At 64.6% G+C, this 15,498-nt stretch carries 16 protein-coding genes and 1 pseudogene; 14 read left to right on the top strand and 3 right to left on the bottom strand.

The features are described from left to right. Positions 1-61: 61 nt before the first annotated feature. Positions 62-1,000, bottom strand: coding sequence for an aliphatic sulfonate ABC transporter substrate-binding protein (locus BN1079_RS12820; RefSeq protein ID WP_037024945.1), 939 nt, complete (start codon positions 998-1,000; stop codon positions 62-64). A gap of 72 nt (positions 1,001-1,072) precedes the next feature. Between BN1079_RS12820 and BN1079_RS12815 the strand changes: the two are divergent. Continuing rightward, positions 1,073-2,146, top strand: a pseudogene (locus BN1079_RS12815) (OprD family outer membrane porin); the annotation flags it as partial. 47 nt (positions 2,147-2,193) lie between these two features. On the opposite strand, the gene BN1079_RS12810 reads toward BN1079_RS12815, so the two are convergent. Next, a complete protein-coding gene (locus BN1079_RS12810) occupies positions 2,194-3,084 on the bottom strand; it encodes a LysR family transcriptional regulator (protein WP_037024944.1) in 891 nt (296 codons plus the stop codon). A 173-nt stretch (positions 3,085-3,257) separates the two neighbouring features. Between BN1079_RS12810 and trpB the strand changes: the two genes are divergently transcribed. The 10 genes from trpB to BN1079_RS12760 all read left to right on the top strand — a co-directional run bounded on the left by trpB (position 3,258) and on the right by BN1079_RS12760 (position 11,674). Next, a complete protein-coding gene (gene trpB / locus BN1079_RS12805) occupies positions 3,258-4,469 on the top strand; it encodes a tryptophan synthase subunit beta (protein ID WP_037026934.1) in 1,212 nt (403 codons plus the stop codon). Continuing rightward, on the top strand, positions 4,466-5,275 hold the full coding sequence (gene trpA / locus BN1079_RS12800) for a tryptophan synthase subunit alpha (RefSeq protein ID WP_037024943.1): 810 nt from the start codon (positions 4,466-4,468) through the stop codon (positions 5,273-5,275). Before trpB ends, trpA begins: the two co-directional genes overlap by 4 nt. Positions 5,276-5,343: 68 nt before the next feature. Then, positions 5,344-5,727, top strand: coding sequence for a hypothetical protein (locus BN1079_RS12795; protein ID WP_052114479.1), 384 nt, complete (start codon positions 5,344-5,346; stop codon positions 5,725-5,727). A gap of 303 nt (positions 5,728-6,030) precedes the next feature. Further along, entirely contained in the window at positions 6,031-6,669 is a 639-nt protein-coding gene (locus BN1079_RS12790) for a peroxiredoxin (RefSeq protein WP_037024942.1), read from the top strand. Positions 6,670-6,690: 21 nt separating this feature from the next. Beyond that, on the top strand, positions 6,691-7,284 hold the full coding sequence (gene ssuE, locus BN1079_RS12785; protein ID WP_037024941.1) for an NADPH-dependent FMN reductase: 594 nt from the start codon (positions 6,691-6,693) through the stop codon (positions 7,282-7,284). 102 nt (positions 7,285-7,386) lie between these two features. Continuing rightward, entirely contained in the window at positions 7,387-8,370 is a 984-nt protein-coding gene (locus BN1079_RS12780; protein ID WP_037024937.1) for a sulfonate ABC transporter substrate-binding protein, read from the top strand. Between the two features lie 67 nt (positions 8,371-8,437). Continuing rightward, positions 8,438-9,565, top strand: a complete 1,128-nt coding sequence (ssuD, locus tag BN1079_RS12775) for an FMNH2-dependent alkanesulfonate monooxygenase (RefSeq protein WP_037024932.1) — start codon at positions 8,438-8,440, stop codon at positions 9,563-9,565. Positions 9,566-9,834: 269 nt separating this feature from the next. Further along, a complete protein-coding gene (gene ssuC / locus BN1079_RS12770; RefSeq protein WP_037024929.1) occupies positions 9,835-10,626 on the top strand; it encodes an aliphatic sulfonate ABC transporter permease SsuC in 792 nt (263 codons plus the stop codon). Beyond that, positions 10,623-11,438, top strand: a complete 816-nt coding sequence (ssuB, locus tag BN1079_RS12765) for an aliphatic sulfonates ABC transporter ATP-binding protein (protein WP_037024926.1) — start codon at positions 10,623-10,625, stop codon at positions 11,436-11,438. The genes ssuC and ssuB overlap by 4 nt, the downstream gene beginning before the upstream one ends. Before the next feature lie 20 nt (positions 11,439-11,458). Further along, the gene (locus tag BN1079_RS12760) at positions 11,459-11,674 is read left to right on the top strand and encodes a TOBE domain-containing protein (RefSeq protein WP_037024925.1); all 216 of its coding nucleotides are present in this window, start codon (positions 11,459-11,461) and stop codon (positions 11,672-11,674) included. Between the two features lie 112 nt (positions 11,675-11,786). Here BN1079_RS12760 and BN1079_RS12755 read toward each other — a convergent pair whose 3' ends face one another. After that, positions 11,787-12,698, bottom strand: a complete 912-nt coding sequence (locus BN1079_RS12755; RefSeq protein WP_037024923.1) for a LysR family transcriptional regulator — start codon at positions 12,696-12,698, stop codon at positions 11,787-11,789. A gap of 127 nt (positions 12,699-12,825) precedes the next feature. Between BN1079_RS12755 and BN1079_RS12750 the strand changes: the two genes are divergently transcribed. From BN1079_RS12750 to BN1079_RS12740, 3 genes are read left to right on the top strand one after another with little or no spacing between them, the layout of a single operon-like run. Next, positions 12,826-13,524 (top strand): CoA transferase subunit A, encoded by a 699-nt coding sequence (locus BN1079_RS12750; protein ID WP_037024921.1) that lies wholly within the window; start codon positions 12,826-12,828, stop codon positions 13,522-13,524. Positions 13,525-13,570: 46 nt separating this feature from the next. Further along, a complete protein-coding gene (locus BN1079_RS12745) occupies positions 13,571-14,230 on the top strand; it encodes a CoA transferase subunit B (protein ID WP_037024919.1) in 660 nt (219 codons plus the stop codon). A gap of 14 nt (positions 14,231-14,244) precedes the next feature. Then, complete coding sequence (locus tag BN1079_RS12740; RefSeq protein WP_037024918.1) at positions 14,245-15,423, top strand: acetyl-CoA C-acetyltransferase; 1,179 nt, start codon at positions 14,245-14,247, stop codon at positions 15,421-15,423. The last annotated feature ends 75 nt before the right edge of the window (positions 15,424-15,498 follow it).

Here is a 15,498-nt window from a genome sequence, read left to right as displayed (position 1 = left end):
ACTGCCGAACGCGGCTCGAACAGCGGTTTCCCGGCCAGGGTCGCCAGACGCTCTACTGCGGTCATTGGGCCGTCTCCGGCTTCCACAGCACCACGTCGCTGGCGTCGATGCGCTTGGGCAGCAGCCCCTCGTTGAAGAAGGCGTCGGCGATCTTCTGCTGCTCGACCAGGCTTTCAGGCTTCACGGCTCGAACGTCATAGCTGCGACGCTGATTGGCCTGCTCGACGATCTGCGGCGCCAGGTTGCCCCACAGCGGACCGAGCTGCTCGGCGGCTTCGCGGGGATGGGTGCGCAGCCACTCACCCGCTTTTACCAGCTCGTTGAATACGCTTTGCAGCACCTGCGGATGCGCCTCGGCGAACGCGGCGCTGGTCAGGTAATAGCGCTGGTAATCGGCCAGACCGGTGCCATCGGCGAGCGTGCGCGTCGGCAATTGCTGCTGGGCGCTGCTGAGAAAGGGTTCCCAGGCGACCCAGGCATCCACCTTGCGGTTCTCGAAGGCGGCACGACCGTCAGCCGGTGCAAGGTAGGCGGCATCGATATCGCTGAACTTCAGCCCGGCATCGGCCAGTGCGCTGAGCAGCAGATAGTGATTGCCCGCCGCGCGGGTCACGGCGACCTTTTTGCCTTTGAGTTCGGCGACGCTGGAGAGCGGCGAATCCTGGTGGACGATGATCGCCTGCGCAGTCGGCGAAGGCGCCTCGGTGGCGAAATAGGCCAGCCTGGCGCCGGCAGCCTGGGCGAACACCGGTACAGTGTCGGCGACGTCGGCGGACAGATCGATATTGCCAACATTCAGCGCTTCGAGCAGAGGCTGGCCATTGGGAAATTCGTGCCAGCTGATTTTCACGTCGTGTGGCGCCAGCGCGCTTTCCAGGGTGCCTTTGGCCTTGAGCAGGCTGATCAGCGTGGAAGATTTCTGGTAGCCGATACGCAGCTGCGTGGCCGCCTCCACAAGTGGAGCGCCAAGCAGACCGGTGGCGAGAAAGAGGGACAGCAGGGCGCCGCATGCGTGGCTGGCACGTTGTTATCGAGAGCTGCCATGTCTATCACCCGTAAACCGCGCAATCGCGCTGACAAGGATGGCCAGGAGCGCACTCCCGGCGCACTGTTCCCGCTGGAAAGCGACGGCAGCGCAGTTAACGACTACAGCAAGGCCGGCGTAACTGCCAAGGCACGTATTTCCAAGACCGAACTGCGTGTGGGTACCCTGCTACCCAAGCTGCCGGTGGTGACCTACAACGACGGACGCCTACTGCCGCAACTGTTCGAGGGTGGCCAGATTACCTCCAAGGAAATCGACGGCCTGACGTTGACCGCCGGCCAGCTGGAGCACACCAAGACTCGTAGTTCCACTGATGACATCAGCCTACGCATCGCTGGCGCAGCGCGTCCCAGCGGCACCCCGGTAGGCAGCCCGCTGGCCGACACCAACAAGTTCTACTTCGCCGGTGGCGACTACAAGCTCACCAAGGACCTGACCGCGCAGTACTACTACGGCAACCTGGAAGAGTTCTACAAGCAGCACTTCCTCGGCCTGGTGCATAACTATGCCCTTGGCGGCGGCAACCTGAAAACCGACCTGCGCTACTTCCACAGCGACGCCGACGGCAAGAACGGCAGCGCATCCGGTCGTGCCGAAGGCTACCGCAGCAGCGGCTACTACGGCGGTGGCGTTACTACCGGCGAAGTCGACAACCAAACCTGGAGCGCCCTGTTCACCTACAGCCACAGCGGCCACGAGCTGAGCGCCGGCTACCAGCAGGTTGAAGGCGACAGCGCCTTCCCGTTCCTCAATCAGGGTGACGGCTCCACCGCCTACCTGATCACCGACCGCCAGATCGGCAAGTTCCTCAATGCTGGCGAGCGCACCTGGCTGGCCGGTTACGGCTATGACTTCGCCAAACTGGGCATGCCGGGCCTGAAGGCCTCGGTGGTGTACCTGTCGGGCGACAATATCGACAGCGCCCAGGGTGATCGCAAGGAGTGGGAACGCGACTTCCGCCTCGACTATGTGCTGCAGGAAGGCACCTTCAAGGGTCTGGGCTTCTCCTGGCGCAACGCCAGCATTCGCAGCAATGTGACCAATACTTCCGACCAGGACGAAAACCGTCTGATTGTCAGCTACAGCCTGCCCCTGCTTTAAGCTTCAAGACGCTTAAAGGAAGGCCAGCCACCCGGCTGGCCTTCTGCTTATTGCCCACCCACTTCTACCCGCAACCACTCAGCCAAACGCTCCGCGCGTCGATCTACACGACGTGCCGGTACCCATAACGCCAGCCGCGCCGGAGTTTCGACGAACCCCCATGGCGCCAGCAGGCGGCCCGCCGCCAGGTCATCGGCGACCAGCTGTTGCGGGGCAATGGCTACACCCAGCCCGGCCAGCGCTGCTTCCAGCAGAAAGTACAGGTGCTCGAAACCCTGCCCCAGCTGCAGCTCCGAAGGCTCCAGCCCCTTGCCTCGCGCCCAGCTCGGCCAGGCCTGCGGGCGCGACGCCGTGTGCAGCAGCGGCTCGCCCAGCAGTGCGGCGGGCGCCGAACCACGCCACGCTTCAGCGTTCGGGTGATACGGACTCAGCACCGGGCCGACGCTTTCCACGGCCAGTTCGAACACCCGCATATCCTCCGGCCATGGCGGCTCGGCATACCACAGCGTGGCATCCAGCCCGGCACGACGGGGATCCAACTCGCCCTCACTGGCTGACAGCTGCAGGCGCAGGTCGGGCAGTTCGCGGTTGAGCCGGTCCAGACGCGGAATAAACCATCGCGCCAGCAGACTGCCCGGACAGCCCAACACGAACGGCGCCTCGGCGGTCTGTCGCTGCAACTCGGCGCAAGTGCTGCGCAGGCGCTCGAACGCCTCGACAGCGGCGTCACGCAGGCGCATGCCAGAATCGGTGAGTTTTACGCCGCGCCCTTCTTTTTCCAGCAACGCAACGCCCAGCGCATCCTCCAGACTTTTTAGCTGGCGACTGATGGCACCATGGGTGACATGTAGCTCGGCAGCCGCCTGTTTCAGACTGCCCAGACGGGCGACAGACTCGAAAGCGCGCAGCGCATTCAAGGGAGGCAGACTGGCATTCATGCGTGAGTTTTCCTGACGTATTGCGGCGATCATATCGCTTTTTTTCTACGCCGCATCCGGTTAGGGTGCATTCATCGTGTAGGAGCAGGCCATGCCCACGAACCGATGGCCCATGCGTGGCGGTCATTCGCGAGCAAGCTCGCTCCTACAAAGCGCATTCCCAGGAGATCACCATGACTTCATACCGCAATGGCCCCGACGCCCGCGGCCTGTTCGGCTCGTTCGGCGGCCAGTACGTCGCCGAAACCCTGATGCCGCTGATTCATTCGCTGGCCGCCGAGTACGAAAAGGCCAAGAACGACCCGGCCTTCCTCGAAGAGCTGGCCTACTTCCAGCGCGACTACATCGGCCGCGCCAGCCCGCTGTATTTCGCCGAGCGGCTGACCGAGCACTGCGGCGGGGCGAAGATCTTCCTCAAGCGCGAAGACCTCAATCACACCGGCGCGCACAAGATCAACAACTGCATCGGCCAGATCCTGCTGGCCAAACGCATGGGCAAGCAGCGCATCATCGCCGAGACCGGCGCTGGCATGCACGGGGTCGCCACTGCCACCGTAGCGGCGCGCTTCGGCCTGAAGTGCGTGGTCTACATGGGCACCACCGACATCGAGCGCCAGCAGGCCAACGTTTTCCGCATGAAGCTCTTGGGCGCCGAGGTGATTCCGGTAACCGCCGGCACCGGCACGCTGAAGGATGCGATGAACGAAGCGCTGCGCGACTGGGTAACCAACGTCGACAGCACCTTCTACCTGATCGGCACCGCTGCCGGCCCGCACCCTTACCCGGCCATGGTCCGCGACTTCCAGTCGGTGATCGGCAACGAAGTGCGCGAGCAGATCATGCAGAAGGAAGGCCGCCTGCCCGATTCGCTGGTGGCCTGCATCGGCGGGGGTTCCAACGCCATCGGCCTGTTCCACCCCTTCCTCGACGACGCCAGCGTGAAGATCATCGGCGTCGAGGCCGCCGGCCACGGCCTCGACAGCGGTAAGCACGCTGCCAGCATGGCTGGCGGAGCACCGGGCGTGCTGCACGGCAACCGCACCTTCCTGCTGCAGGACGAGGACGGCCAGATCACCGACGCCCATTCCATTTCCGCCGGCCTCGACTACCCCGGCGTCGGCCCGGAACACGCCTGGTTGCACGACATCAAGCGTGTCGAATACGTGCCCATCACCGATAACGAAGCGCTGCAGGCCTTCCACGACTGCTGCCGCCTGGAAGGCATCATCCCGGCGCTGGAGTCCTCCCATGCGCTGGCCGAAGCCTTCAAGCGTGCGCCGACGCTGTCCAAGGATCATCTGATGGTGGTCAACCTGTCCGGTCGTGGCGACAAGGACATGCAGACCGTGATGCACCACTTCGACGAACAGGAAGAACACATATGAGCCGCCTGCAGACGCGCTTCGCCGAGCTGAAACAACAGAACCGCGCCGCCCTGGTGACCTTCACCACCGCCGGCGACCCGGACTACGCCACCTCCCTGGCGATCCTCAAGGGCCTGCCGGACGCCGGCGCCGACGTGATCGAACTGGGCATGCCCTTCACCGACCCGATGGCCGACGGGCCGGCGATCCAGCTGGCCAATATCCGCGCGCTGGCGGCCAAGCAGGACCTGGCGAAAACCCTGCAGATGGTTCGCGAATTCCGCCAGGACAACCAGACCACGCCCATCGTACTGATGGGTTACTTCAACCCCATTCACACCATGGGGGTGGAGCGCTTTATCAGCGAGGCGGTGCAAGCCGGCGTCGACGGCCTGATCGTCGTCGACCTGCCGCCCGAGCACAACGAAGACCTCTGCGACCCGGCCCAGGCCGTGGGCATCGACTTTATCCGCCTGACCACGCCGACCACCGACGATGCGCGCCTGCCGGTGGTGCTGAACAACAGCTCGGGCTTCGTCTACTACGTCTCGGTGGCTGGCGTGACCGGTGCCGGCTCCGCCACCCTGGAGCACGTGGAAGAAGCCGTGGCGAGACTCAAGCGCCACACCGACCTGCCGGTTTCCATCGGTTTTGGCATCCGCACCCCGGAACAGGCTGCAGCCATTGCCCGCCTCGCCGACGGTGTGGTGGTTGGCTCGGCATTGATCGAGCATATCGCCAAGGCCGGTAGTTCCGAGGAAGCCATTAACGGCGTTCTTGAACATTGCCGGCAGCTGGCCGAAGGAATTCGTAACGCTCGCGACTGACCTTTGGCGGACGGCGACCGACGTCACGGATATAGTGGCGCGCTCTGATCGAAGACGAGGGACGCGCCATGTACACGATGTTCAATCACAGCCACCAGGGGCTGGCCCTGCTATCCCTGCTGCTGACGCTCGGCTGGGCCGCCATGGTGCTGCTCGCACCGCGCACGGTCGCGACTCTGGGGCGCCCCCAGCGGCTGTGCTACATCGGTGCCATGGCAACAACCGGTCTGGTCGGCGTCACCGGCCTGCTGCTCGGGCTGCTGCAAGGCTCCTGGATGACGATGCTGTTTCCCTGGCTGGGCCTCGCCGCAGTCATCGGCCATGGCATCGCTGGCGTCCGCAGCCGTAAAGCGCTGATCGCTGGGCAGAAAGCTGCTGCCGTCGTTGCCGTAATGGTGCAGGTGCTCTTGCTTGTTGCCGCTTACGGGCTGATGACGGTCAAACCTTTCTGAACCAATCGGCCATGCCCAAGGCATGGCCGTGCTGCCGGCTTTCAGTAAGACGCTGAAAGCCGCCCCCCGGTGCTGACGCACGCCTGCCGAAGCCAGACAGAGTCCGCCTGGTTGGGATAATGACCTCCAACCGGCACAAGCCGCCTTTTTCCTCTCGCGAAAGCTGCCCATATCCGCAGACCGTAGCGTGCCGCCGCCATATAGATCAAAAGGTAATAAATTAATCGTTATATATTCTTTTTCATCCACATAATTTCTGCACATAGTGAGCGCCGTCCCCTCTCATCCAAGGAGCATCACCCCATGAGCATCCGCCTCGGCGACATCGCCCCCGACTTCGAACAGGATTCCAGCGAAGGCCGCATTCGTTTCCACGAATGGCTTGGCGACAGCTGGGGCGTGCTGTTCTCCCACCCGGCGGACTTCACTCCCGTCTGCACCACCGAACTGGGCTTCACCGCCAAGCTGAAGGACGAGTTCGCCAAGCGCGGCGTCAAGGCCATTGCGTTGTCGGTCGACCCGGTGGACTCGCACATCAGGTGGATCGACGATATCAACGAGACGCAGAACACCCAGGTCAACTTCCCGATCCTGGCCGATGCCGACCGCAAGGTGTCCGAGCTGTACGACCTGATCCATCCCAATGCCAACGACACCCTGACCGTGCGTTCGCTGTTCGTCATCGACCCGAACAAGAAGGTGCGCCTGACCATCACCTACCCGGCGAGCACCGGCCGCAACTTCAACGAGATCCTGCGGGTGATCGATTCGCTGCAGCTGACCGACAACCACAAGGTCGCTACCCCGGCCAACTGGCAGGACGGCGATGAAGTGGTCATCGTGCCTTCGCTCAAGGACGAGGAAGAGGTCAAGCAGCGCTTTCCCCAGGGCTATCGCGCGCTCAAGCCCTACCTGCGCCTGACTCCGCAGCCCAACCGTTAAGCAAACAGAAGGACGGCGCCCATGTTGGTCGTTTCTCTTGCCGGTAGCCCCAGCCAGCGCTCGCGTTCCGGCGTGCTGCTGGATGTGGCCGGTGACTGGCTGCAGCGGCGAGGCATCGAGGTGGTGCGCTACGGCGTGCGCGACTTCGATGCCGAGGACCTGCTGCATGGGCGCTTCGACAGTCCGCTGGTGCAGCGTTTCATCGAGCACGTCCAGGCGGCCGATGGTTTGCTGATCGCCACGCCGGTGTACAAGGCGTCCTTCTCCGGCGCGCTGAAGACCCTGCTGGACCTGCTGCCCGAGCGCGCGCTGGCGCACAAGGTGGTACTGCCCATGGCTTCGGGCGGCAGCGTGGCGCACATGCTGGCGGTGGATTACGCACTCAAGCCGGTACTGACTGCGCTCAAGGCCCAGGAGATGTTGCACGGCGTGTACGCCGTCGACGCCCAGATCCGTTACGCCGAAGCGGGCCATGCAGCCAGCCTGGCGCCGGAACTGACCGAACGCCTGGAAGAATCCCTGCAACAGCTGCACGCCGCACTGGCGCGCCGCCCGCAACCGCTCGATCCGCGACTGCTGCATGAACGTCTGACCAGCGCACGCTGGAGCATCTAGCAACCGACGCAACACCCAGCGGCACTTGCCGCCACCCCGCCTTACTTGCCCGTCAACGGGCAGGCAGGTCGTAAATCCAACTCGAACTACAAGGAGAGTGCCATGCGCACGAACACCTTGCGTCGAGGACTGGTCGCCCTGCTTGCCGCGGCCATTTCCTTCGGCGCCATCACCCAGGTACAGGCTCAATCCAAGCAGGACAAGGTCCTGCGTATCGGCTACCAGAAATACGGCACGCTGGTGCTGCTCAAGGCCCGCGGCACGCTGGAGACCCAGCTCGCCAAGCAGGGCTTCGAGGTGCGCTGGACCGAGTTTCCCGGCGGCCCGCAACTGCTCGAAGGGCTTAACGTCGGCTCCATCGACTTCGGCGTGACCGGCGAGACGCCACCGGTATTCGCCCAAGCCGCTGCCGCCGATCTGCTCTACGTGGCTCATGAGCCGCCCGCGCCTTCCGGCGAGGCGATTCTGGTGCCGAAGGATTCACCCATTCGCTCGCTCAGCGAACTCAAGGGCAAGAAGATCGCCCTGAACAAGGGCTCCAACGTGCACTACCTGCTGGTGCGCGCGCTGGAATCGGTGGGTCTGAAGTACGGAAACATCCGACCGATCTATCTGCCGCCGTCCGATGCGCGTGCTGCTTTCGAGCGCGGCAGCGTGGATGCCTGGGTGATCTGGGACCCCTTCCAGGCCGCCGCCGAGGAACAGCTGCAAGCCCGCACCCTGCGTGACGGCCAGGGGCTGGTCAGCAACCACCAGTTCTATCTGGCGGCTCGGCCCTTCGCCGAAGACCACCCGAAAGTGATCAGCACGCTGATCGACGAGATTCGCGATATCGGTCACTGGGTGGAAAACAACGTCGAAGACGCCACGGCGCAGGTCGCACCGCTGCTGGGGCTGTCCAGCGAGATCACGCGCAAGGCGGTGATCCGCCAGGGCTACGGCGCCAAACCGATCACCCCTGCCGTGGTGCGGGCGCAGCAGGAAATCGCCGACACCTTTGCCGCGCTGCGGCTGATCCCGAAGAAGCTCGCCATCAGCGATGTGATCTGGACGCCGCCGAAGACCATCGCCCAATACCCAGAATAAGCGCATCCGCCCATTCCGGCGCGGCGCATCCGGCTGCCGCGCCAACCCGTATACAGAGTCACGATTCATGAGTCTGAACATCTTCTGGTTCCTGCCCACCCATGGCGATGGCAAATACCTGGGCACCGCCGAAGGTACCCGCGCCGTCGACCATGGCTACCTCACGCAGATCGCCCAGGCCGCCGACCGCCTCGGTTTCGGCGGCGTGCTGATCCCCACCGGCCGTTCCTGCGAGGACTCCTGGCTGGTGGCCGCCTCGCTGATCCCGCTGACGCAGCAGCTGAAATTCCTCGTCGCCCTGCGTCCGGGCATCATCTCGCCCACCGTGGCGGCGCGCCAGGCGGCGACGCTGGACCGGCTGTCCAACGGTCGCGCGCTGTTCAACCTGGTCACCGGCGGCGACCCGGACGAACTGGCGGCCGACGGCCTCAATCTGAGCCATGCCGAACGCTACGAAGCCGCCGTCGAATTCACCCGCATCTGGCGCCGCGTGCTGGAGGGCGAGACGGTGGATTACGCCGGCAAGCACATCCAGGTCAAGGGCGCCAAGCTGCTGTTCCCGCCGCTGTACTTCGGCGGTTCCTCGGAAGCTGCCCACGAGCTGGCGGCCGAGCAGGTCGAGCTGTACCTGACCTGGGGCGAGCCGCTGGAAGCGGTGGCCGAGAAGATTGCCGACGTGCGCGCCCGCGCCGCCAAGCAAGGGCGCACGGTGCGCTTCGGCATCCGCCTGCACGTGATCGTGCGGGAAACCAACGAAGAGGCCTGGGCCGCTGCCGACCGGCTGATCAGTCATCTGGACGACGAAACCATCGCCAAGGCACAGGCCTCGCTGGCTCGCTTCGACTCGGTGGGCCAGCAGCGCATGGCCGCACTGCATGGCGGCCATCGTGACCGACTGGTGGTTGCGCCCAACCTCTGGGCTGGCGTCGGCCTGGTGCGCGGCGGTGCCGGCACAGCCTTGGTGGGCGATGGTCCGACGGTGGCGGCACGGGTCAAGGAATACGCCGACCTCGGCATCGATACCTTCATTTTCTCCGGCTACCCACATCTGGAAGAGAGCTACCGCGTGGCCGAGCTGCTGTTCCCGTACCTGGACCTGGCCCAGCAGAAGCGCCCGGAAGGCCTCGGTTATGTCAGCCCCTTCGGCGAAATCATCTCCAGCGACATCCTGCCGAAGGCGGCCGCCGCCGGCTGACGCTCCACGTGGAACATCCGGGTAGGGTGGATGGCCGAAGCCATCCACGCGCAGAAGCGCCGGGACTGACATGGAGTCGATGCCCAGTACGCGTGGAAAATCGCTGCGCGAGTTTTCCACCCTACGGACGGGCTGGAAGGTCGGGTTGCGCATGGAACGCGCGTAAACGCAGGAGCGCACGAGGCCACAGGGATGTGGCCACTTATCGAGGAAGGCAGGCACCGATTGGTGCTCTGTCCGGTAGACCAGACGATGATTCGAGGTAGGGCATGAACATCACGATCAAACACCTGGCCCTGCGCCTGGCGCCCTGGGCCTTGCCGGTGGCGCTGCTGCTGGCCTGGCAGGGCGCGGTGGCCTTCGGACTGCTGTCCACGCGCATCCTGCCGGCGCCCAGCGCAGTAATCGATGCCGGCTGGGAACTGCTGCGCAGCGGCGAAATATGGAGCCACCTGGCCATCAGCGGTTGGCGCGCCGGCGTCGGCTTCGCCATCGGCGGTGGTATCGGCCTGCTGCTGGGCTTTATCACCGGGCTGTCGAACTGGGGCGAGCGCCTGCTGGACAGCTCGGTGCAGATGATCCGCAATGTGCCGCACCTGGCGCTGATCCCGCTGGTGATCCTCTGGTTCGGCATTGACGAGAGCGCAAAGATCTTCCTGGTCGCACTCGGCACCCTGTTCCCGATCTACCTGAACACCTACCACGGCATCCGCAACGTCGACCCGGCGCTGGTGGAGATGGCGCGCAGCTATGGGCTTTCAGGCTTCTCCCTGTTTCGCCAGGTGATCCTGCCCGGCGCACTGCCGTCGATTCTGGTCGGAGTACGTTTTGCCCTCGGTTTTATGTGGCTCACATTGATCGTCGCCGAGACCATCTCGGCCAGTGCGGGCATCGGCTATCTGGCGATGAATGCGCGGGAGTTCCTGCAGACCGATGTGGTGGTCGTGGCGATCCTGCTTTACGCCGTGCTCGGCAAGCTGGCTGACGTGGCCGCCCGCGGGCTGGAACGACTGTGGTTGCGCTGGCACCCGGCCTATCAGGCCAAGGCAGGTGCGCAATGACCGTCCTGCACGGCATCCCAGGGAACGTACCCGCTAGCGGTGTGCCGCTGGCCATCGAAGGCGTCGGCAAGTCATTCGCCCAACGCGAAGTGCTCAAGGGCATCGATCTCCAGATCCCCGCTGGCCAGTTTGTCGCCGTGGCGGGCCGCAGCGGTTGCGGCAAGAGCACGCTGCTGCGCCTGCTGGCCGGGCTGGACCAGCCAAGCCGCGGCGAGGTACGCAGTGCCGGTGTACGCCTGGCGGAATACCGCGACGAGGTGCGGCTGATGTTCCAGGACGCACGCCTGCTGCCCTGGAAGCGCGTGATCGACAACGTCGGCCTGGGCCTTTCCGGAGACTGGCGACCACGGGCCCAGCAGGCGCTGGCCGAAGTCGGCCTGGCCGAACGCGCCCACGAGTGGCCGGCGGCGCTGTCCGGTGGACAGAAGCAGCGTGTAGCACTGGCCCGCGCCCTGATTCATCAGCCACGGCTGTTGCTGCTGGACGAGCCACTGGGCGCGCTGGATGCGCTGACCCGCATCGAGATGCAGCACCTGATCGAACGGCTCTGGCTGCAGCACGGCTTCACAGTGCTGCTGGTGACCCACGATGTCGCCGAAGCGGTGGCGGTGGCCGACCGGGTGATTCTTATCGAGGACGGCGCTATTGGCCTGGACCTCAATGTGCAGTTGCCGCGCCCACGCAATCGTGGCTCGGCCGCGCTCGCCGCGCTGGAAGCCCAGGTCCTGGACCGCGTGCTGCAACGCCCTGCGCTCGCCGAACGCCCCGAACCCATCACCCCCTTGCCCACGCAATTGCGTTGGGCACTTTAAACATACCCAGGAGTAATCTCATGACCATCAAGGCCATCAACGTACGTAACCAGTTCAAAGGCACCATCAAGGAAATCGTCCACGGCGACGTGCTCTCGGAAATCGACGCGCAGACCGCCGCGGGCATCGTCACTTCGGTAATCACCACCCGCTCGGTCCGCGAGTTGGAGCTGGGGGTTGGCAGCGAAGTCATCGCCTTCGTCAAATCCACCGAGGTGTCCATCGCCAAGCTCTAAGGCAAGCAGACCCGGCCTGCGCGCGTTTCACTACGGGCGCACCGTCTGTAGGGCCGAGCTTGTTCGGCCTTTATGGCCCCGCGGCCGAATCAATTCGCCCCTACGAAGAAAGTCAGGACGGACGCAGCTGCTCCAGGTTCGGCCAGTCGCTCATCTGCACCAGCACATCGGACAGACCCTGCGCGGCGCTGGACAAGGTGTGATCGGCCAGACGCAGCAGGCCGATCCGGCGCTCCACCTGCAGGCCGTGGAGGGGTACGCAGCGTGCCCCCAGCTCATGCATCTGACGAATGCACAACGACGGCACCGCGCTAACCCCCAGGCCGTTGGCTACCAGACGCCCCACTGTCGCCAGCTGGTGACTCTCAAACCCCACCGCCAACTTGCGCCCGCGTGCCGCCAGGCTGCGCTCGAGCAGCAGGCGCACCGCCGACGGGCGTTGCAGGGTAATAAAGGTCTGCTCGAGCAGCTCCTCCCAGTCGAGCTGCGCGCGCTGCGCCAGCGGTGATCCGGCCGGCACCACGGCAACGAAACGGTCGGTGTAGAACGAGGTGAACTCCAGTCCGTCGAGGGCTTCCGGCTCGAAGGCGATGCCCAGCTCCACCTGCCGGCTGCGGACCATTTCCAGCACCCGCTCATTGATCAGGTCATGTACCGCCACGTTGATCTTGGGATAGCGACTGCGGAATACCTTGAGCGCCTCGGGCAGCAGATTGCCGGCGAAGGACGGCATGGCGGCGATGCTCACCGTGCCGCGCTGCAGGGTGAAATGCTGACGCAGCAAGTCTTCGGCATTGTCCCAGTCGGTCTGCAGCCGCCGGGCGATCGGTAGCAGGACCTCCCCTTCAGGCGTCAGGCGTACGCTGCGGGTTGTGCGGATCAACAGCTTGCCGCCCAGGGAATCTTCCAGACTTTTTATCGCCAGGCTCAATGCCGGCTGCGACAAATGCAGGCGTTCGCAGGCCTGAGCGAAGCTCAGAGTTTGCGCAACCGCGAGAAAAGCACGGAGCTGCTTTACGGTCATTGATTTGCCTTTTTGATCAATAGATCAGAAAAACAAACTTAACAAATGAATGCGCCAGGGTGAAGCTCGATCGACAGGCCGGCGGCGATGTCGGTATCAGTATCAGAACAAGAAGAGGAACAGCACCATGGCGGGACTCGACAAACGCGTCAGCAGCTACGAGGAGGCCCTGGCAGGGCTCGAAGACGGCATGACCGTACTGGCCGGCGGCTTCGGCCTGTGTGGCATCCCGGAAAACCTCATCGCGGAAATCCGCCGTCGCGGGGTCAAGGATCTCACTGTGGTGTCCAACAACTGCGGCGTGGATGGCTTTGGCCTCGGCGTACTGCTGGAAGATCGCCAGATCCGCAAGATGATCGCCTCCTACGTGGGCGAGAATGCCCTCTTCGAACAGCAGCTGCTCAACGGCGAGCTGGAAGTCGAACTGACTCCACAAGGCACCCTGGCCGAGAAGATGCGCGCCGGCGGCGCCGGCATTCCGGCCTTCTACACCGCCACCGGCTACGGCACACCGGTGGCCGAAGGCAAGGAAGTGCGCGAAATCGATGGCCGCCACTACATCCTCGAGCATGCCATCCGCGGCGATTTCGCCATCGTCAAAGGCTGGAAGGCCGACCATTTCGGCAACGTCGTCTACCGCCACACCGCGCAGAACTTCAACCCTCTGGCCGCCACTGCCGGCAAGATCACCGTGGTCGAAGTGGAAGAGATCGTCGAGCCCGGCGAGCTGGAGCCGAGCCAGATCCACACCCCGGGCATCTACGTCGATCGCATCATCCAGGGCAGCTTCGAGAAGCGAATCGAGAAGCGCACCCTGCGCGACTGATCCTGCTGCCGATTCCCAGAAGCCCGATTACAAGAAGAGAGTTCCCATGGCACTTACCCGCGAACAGATGGCGCAGCGCGTGGCGCGCGAATTGAAAGACGGTTACTACGTCAACCTCGGCATAGGCATCCCGACCCTGGTGGCCAACTATGTGCCGGCCGGAATCGACGTGATGCTGCAATCGGAAAACGGCCTGCTCGGCATGGGCGCCTTCCCTACCGAGGCCGAGCTGGATGCCGACATGATCAACGCCGGCAAGCAGACGGTCACCGCCCTGCCCGGCGCGGCAATCTTCAACTCGGCCGAATCCTTCGCCATGATCCGCGGCGGCCATGTCGACCTGACGGTGCTCGGCGCCTTCGAGGTGGATGTGCAGGGCAACATCGCCTCCTGGATGATCCCCGGCAAGCTGGTCAAGGGCATGGGCGGCGCGATGGACCTGGTCGCCGGTGCCGAGAACATCATCGTCACCATGACCCACGCCTCCAAGGACGGCGAATCCAAGCTGCTGGAACGCTGCTCGCTGCCACTGACCGGCGCCGGCTGCATCCGCAAGGTGCTCACCGACCTCGCCTACCTGGAAATCGAAGACGGCGCCTTCATCCTGCGCGAGCGCGCACCGGGGGTAAGCGTCGAGGAAATCAAGGCCAAGACTGCCGGGCGCCTGATCGTGCCTGAGCAGGTTCCGGAAATGTCTTTCGATTGAGCGGAGTAACCACCATGCAAGACGTCGTTATCGTTGCCGCCACCCGCACCGCAATCGGCAGTTTCCAGGGCGCGCTGGCCCATGTGCCGGCCGTCGACCTCGGCGCCGCCGTGATCCAGCGTTTGCTGGAGCAGACCGGCATCGCCGGCGAACAGGTCAATGAAGTCATCCTCGGTCACGTACTCACCGCCGGCGCCGGCCAAAACACCGCCCGCCAGGCCGCGGTCAAGGCCGGCCTGCCCCATGGCGTGCCGGCACTGACCCTGAACAAGGTCTGCGGCTCGGGCCTCAAGGCCGTGCAACTGGCCGCCCAGGCGATCCGCTGCGGCGACGCCGAAGTGGTCATCGCCGGTGGCATGGAAAACATGAGCCTGGCACCCTACGTCATGCCCGGCGCCCGCACCGGCCTGCGCATGGGCCATAGCCAGATCGTCGACACCATGATCCAGGACGGCCTGTGGGACGCCTTCAACGACTACCACATGGGCATCACCGCCGAGAATCTGGTGGAGAAGTACCAGCTCTCCCGCGAGGAGCAGGATGCCTTTGCCGCCGCCTCGCAGCAGAAGGCTGCGGCCGCCATCGAGGCCGGGCGCTTCGCCGACGAGATCACCCCGATCCTGATTCCCCAGCGCAAGGGCGAGCCGGTGGCCTTCGCCATCGACGAGCAGCCGCGTGCCGGCACCACCGCCGAGGCGCTGGCCAAGCTGCGCCCGGCGTTCAAGAAGGATGGCAGCGTCACCGCCGGCAATGCTTCCAGCCTCAACGACGGCGCCGCCGCGGTGCTGCTGATGAGTGCTGAAAAGGCCCAGGCTCTCGGCCTGCCGGTGCTGGCGCGCATTGCTGCTTACGGCAGTGCCGGCGTCGACCCGGCGATCATGGGCATCGGCCCGGTGGACGCCACCCGCCGCACCCTGGCCAAGGCCGGTTGGGACATCGCCGAGCTGGACCTGATCGAAGCCAACGAAGCCTTCGCCGCCCAGGCACTGTCGGTGGGCAAGGAGCTGGGCTGGGACGCCGACAAGGTCAACGTCAATGGCGGTGCCATCGCCCTTGGCCATCCGATCGGCGCCTCCGGTTGCCGCATCCTGGTGACCCTGCTGCACGAGATGATCCGCCGCGACGCCCACAAGGGCCTGGCCACGCTATGCATCGGCGGCGGTCAGGGCGTGGCGCTGGCCGTCGAACGCTAACTGCTCACACGAGGAACCCCAACCAGCCCGGTCTCGACCGGGCTGTGGCAAACCGCGCCCTGGCGCTAACCCGCC

This window comes from Pseudomonas saudiphocaensis (assembly GCF_000756775.1).
GTDB lineage: Bacteria > Pseudomonadota > Gammaproteobacteria > Pseudomonadales > Pseudomonadaceae > Stutzerimonas > Stutzerimonas saudiphocaensis.
This window is presented reverse-complemented; position numbering and strand designations above follow the sequence as displayed.

Excerpts from the sequence above, each read along its gene's own strand:
- trpA (WP_037024943.1), top strand. The coding sequence starts at position 4,466 with ATGAGCCGCCTGCAGACGCGCTTCGCCGAGCTGAAACAACAGAACCGC.
- ssuB (WP_037024926.1), top strand. The coding sequence starts at position 10,623 with ATGACCGTCCTGCACGGCATCCCAGGGAACGTACCCGCTAGCGGTGTG.
- BN1079_RS12790 (WP_037024942.1), top strand. The coding sequence starts at position 6,031 with ATGAGCATCCGCCTCGGCGACATCGCCCCCGACTTCGAACAGGATTCC.
- ssuE (WP_037024941.1), top strand. The coding sequence starts at position 6,691 with ATGTTGGTCGTTTCTCTTGCCGGTAGCCCCAGCCAGCGCTCGCGTTCC.
- ssuD (WP_037024932.1), top strand. The coding sequence starts at position 8,438 with ATGAGTCTGAACATCTTCTGGTTCCTGCCCACCCATGGCGATGGCAAA.
- trpB (WP_037026934.1), top strand. The coding sequence starts at position 3,258 with ATGACTTCATACCGCAATGGCCCCGACGCCCGCGGCCTGTTCGGCTCG.
- BN1079_RS12810 (WP_037024944.1), bottom strand. The coding sequence starts at position 3,084 with ATGAATGCCAGTCTGCCTCCCTTGAATGCGCTGCGCGCTTTCGAGTCT.
- BN1079_RS12755 (WP_037024923.1), bottom strand. The coding sequence starts at position 12,698 with ATGACCGTAAAGCAGCTCCGTGCTTTTCTCGCGGTTGCGCAAACTCTG.
- BN1079_RS12795 (WP_052114479.1), top strand. The coding sequence starts at position 5,344 with ATGTACACGATGTTCAATCACAGCCACCAGGGGCTGGCCCTGCTATCC.
- BN1079_RS12780 (WP_037024937.1), top strand. The coding sequence starts at position 7,387 with ATGCGCACGAACACCTTGCGTCGAGGACTGGTCGCCCTGCTTGCCGCG.
- BN1079_RS12760 (WP_037024925.1), top strand. The coding sequence starts at position 11,459 with ATGACCATCAAGGCCATCAACGTACGTAACCAGTTCAAAGGCACCATC.
- ssuC (WP_037024929.1), top strand. The coding sequence starts at position 9,835 with ATGAACATCACGATCAAACACCTGGCCCTGCGCCTGGCGCCCTGGGCC.
- BN1079_RS12745 (WP_037024919.1), top strand. The coding sequence starts at position 13,571 with ATGGCACTTACCCGCGAACAGATGGCGCAGCGCGTGGCGCGCGAATTG.
- BN1079_RS12740 (WP_037024918.1), top strand. The coding sequence starts at position 14,245 with ATGCAAGACGTCGTTATCGTTGCCGCCACCCGCACCGCAATCGGCAGT.
- BN1079_RS12750 (WP_037024921.1), top strand. The coding sequence starts at position 12,826 with ATGGCGGGACTCGACAAACGCGTCAGCAGCTACGAGGAGGCCCTGGCA.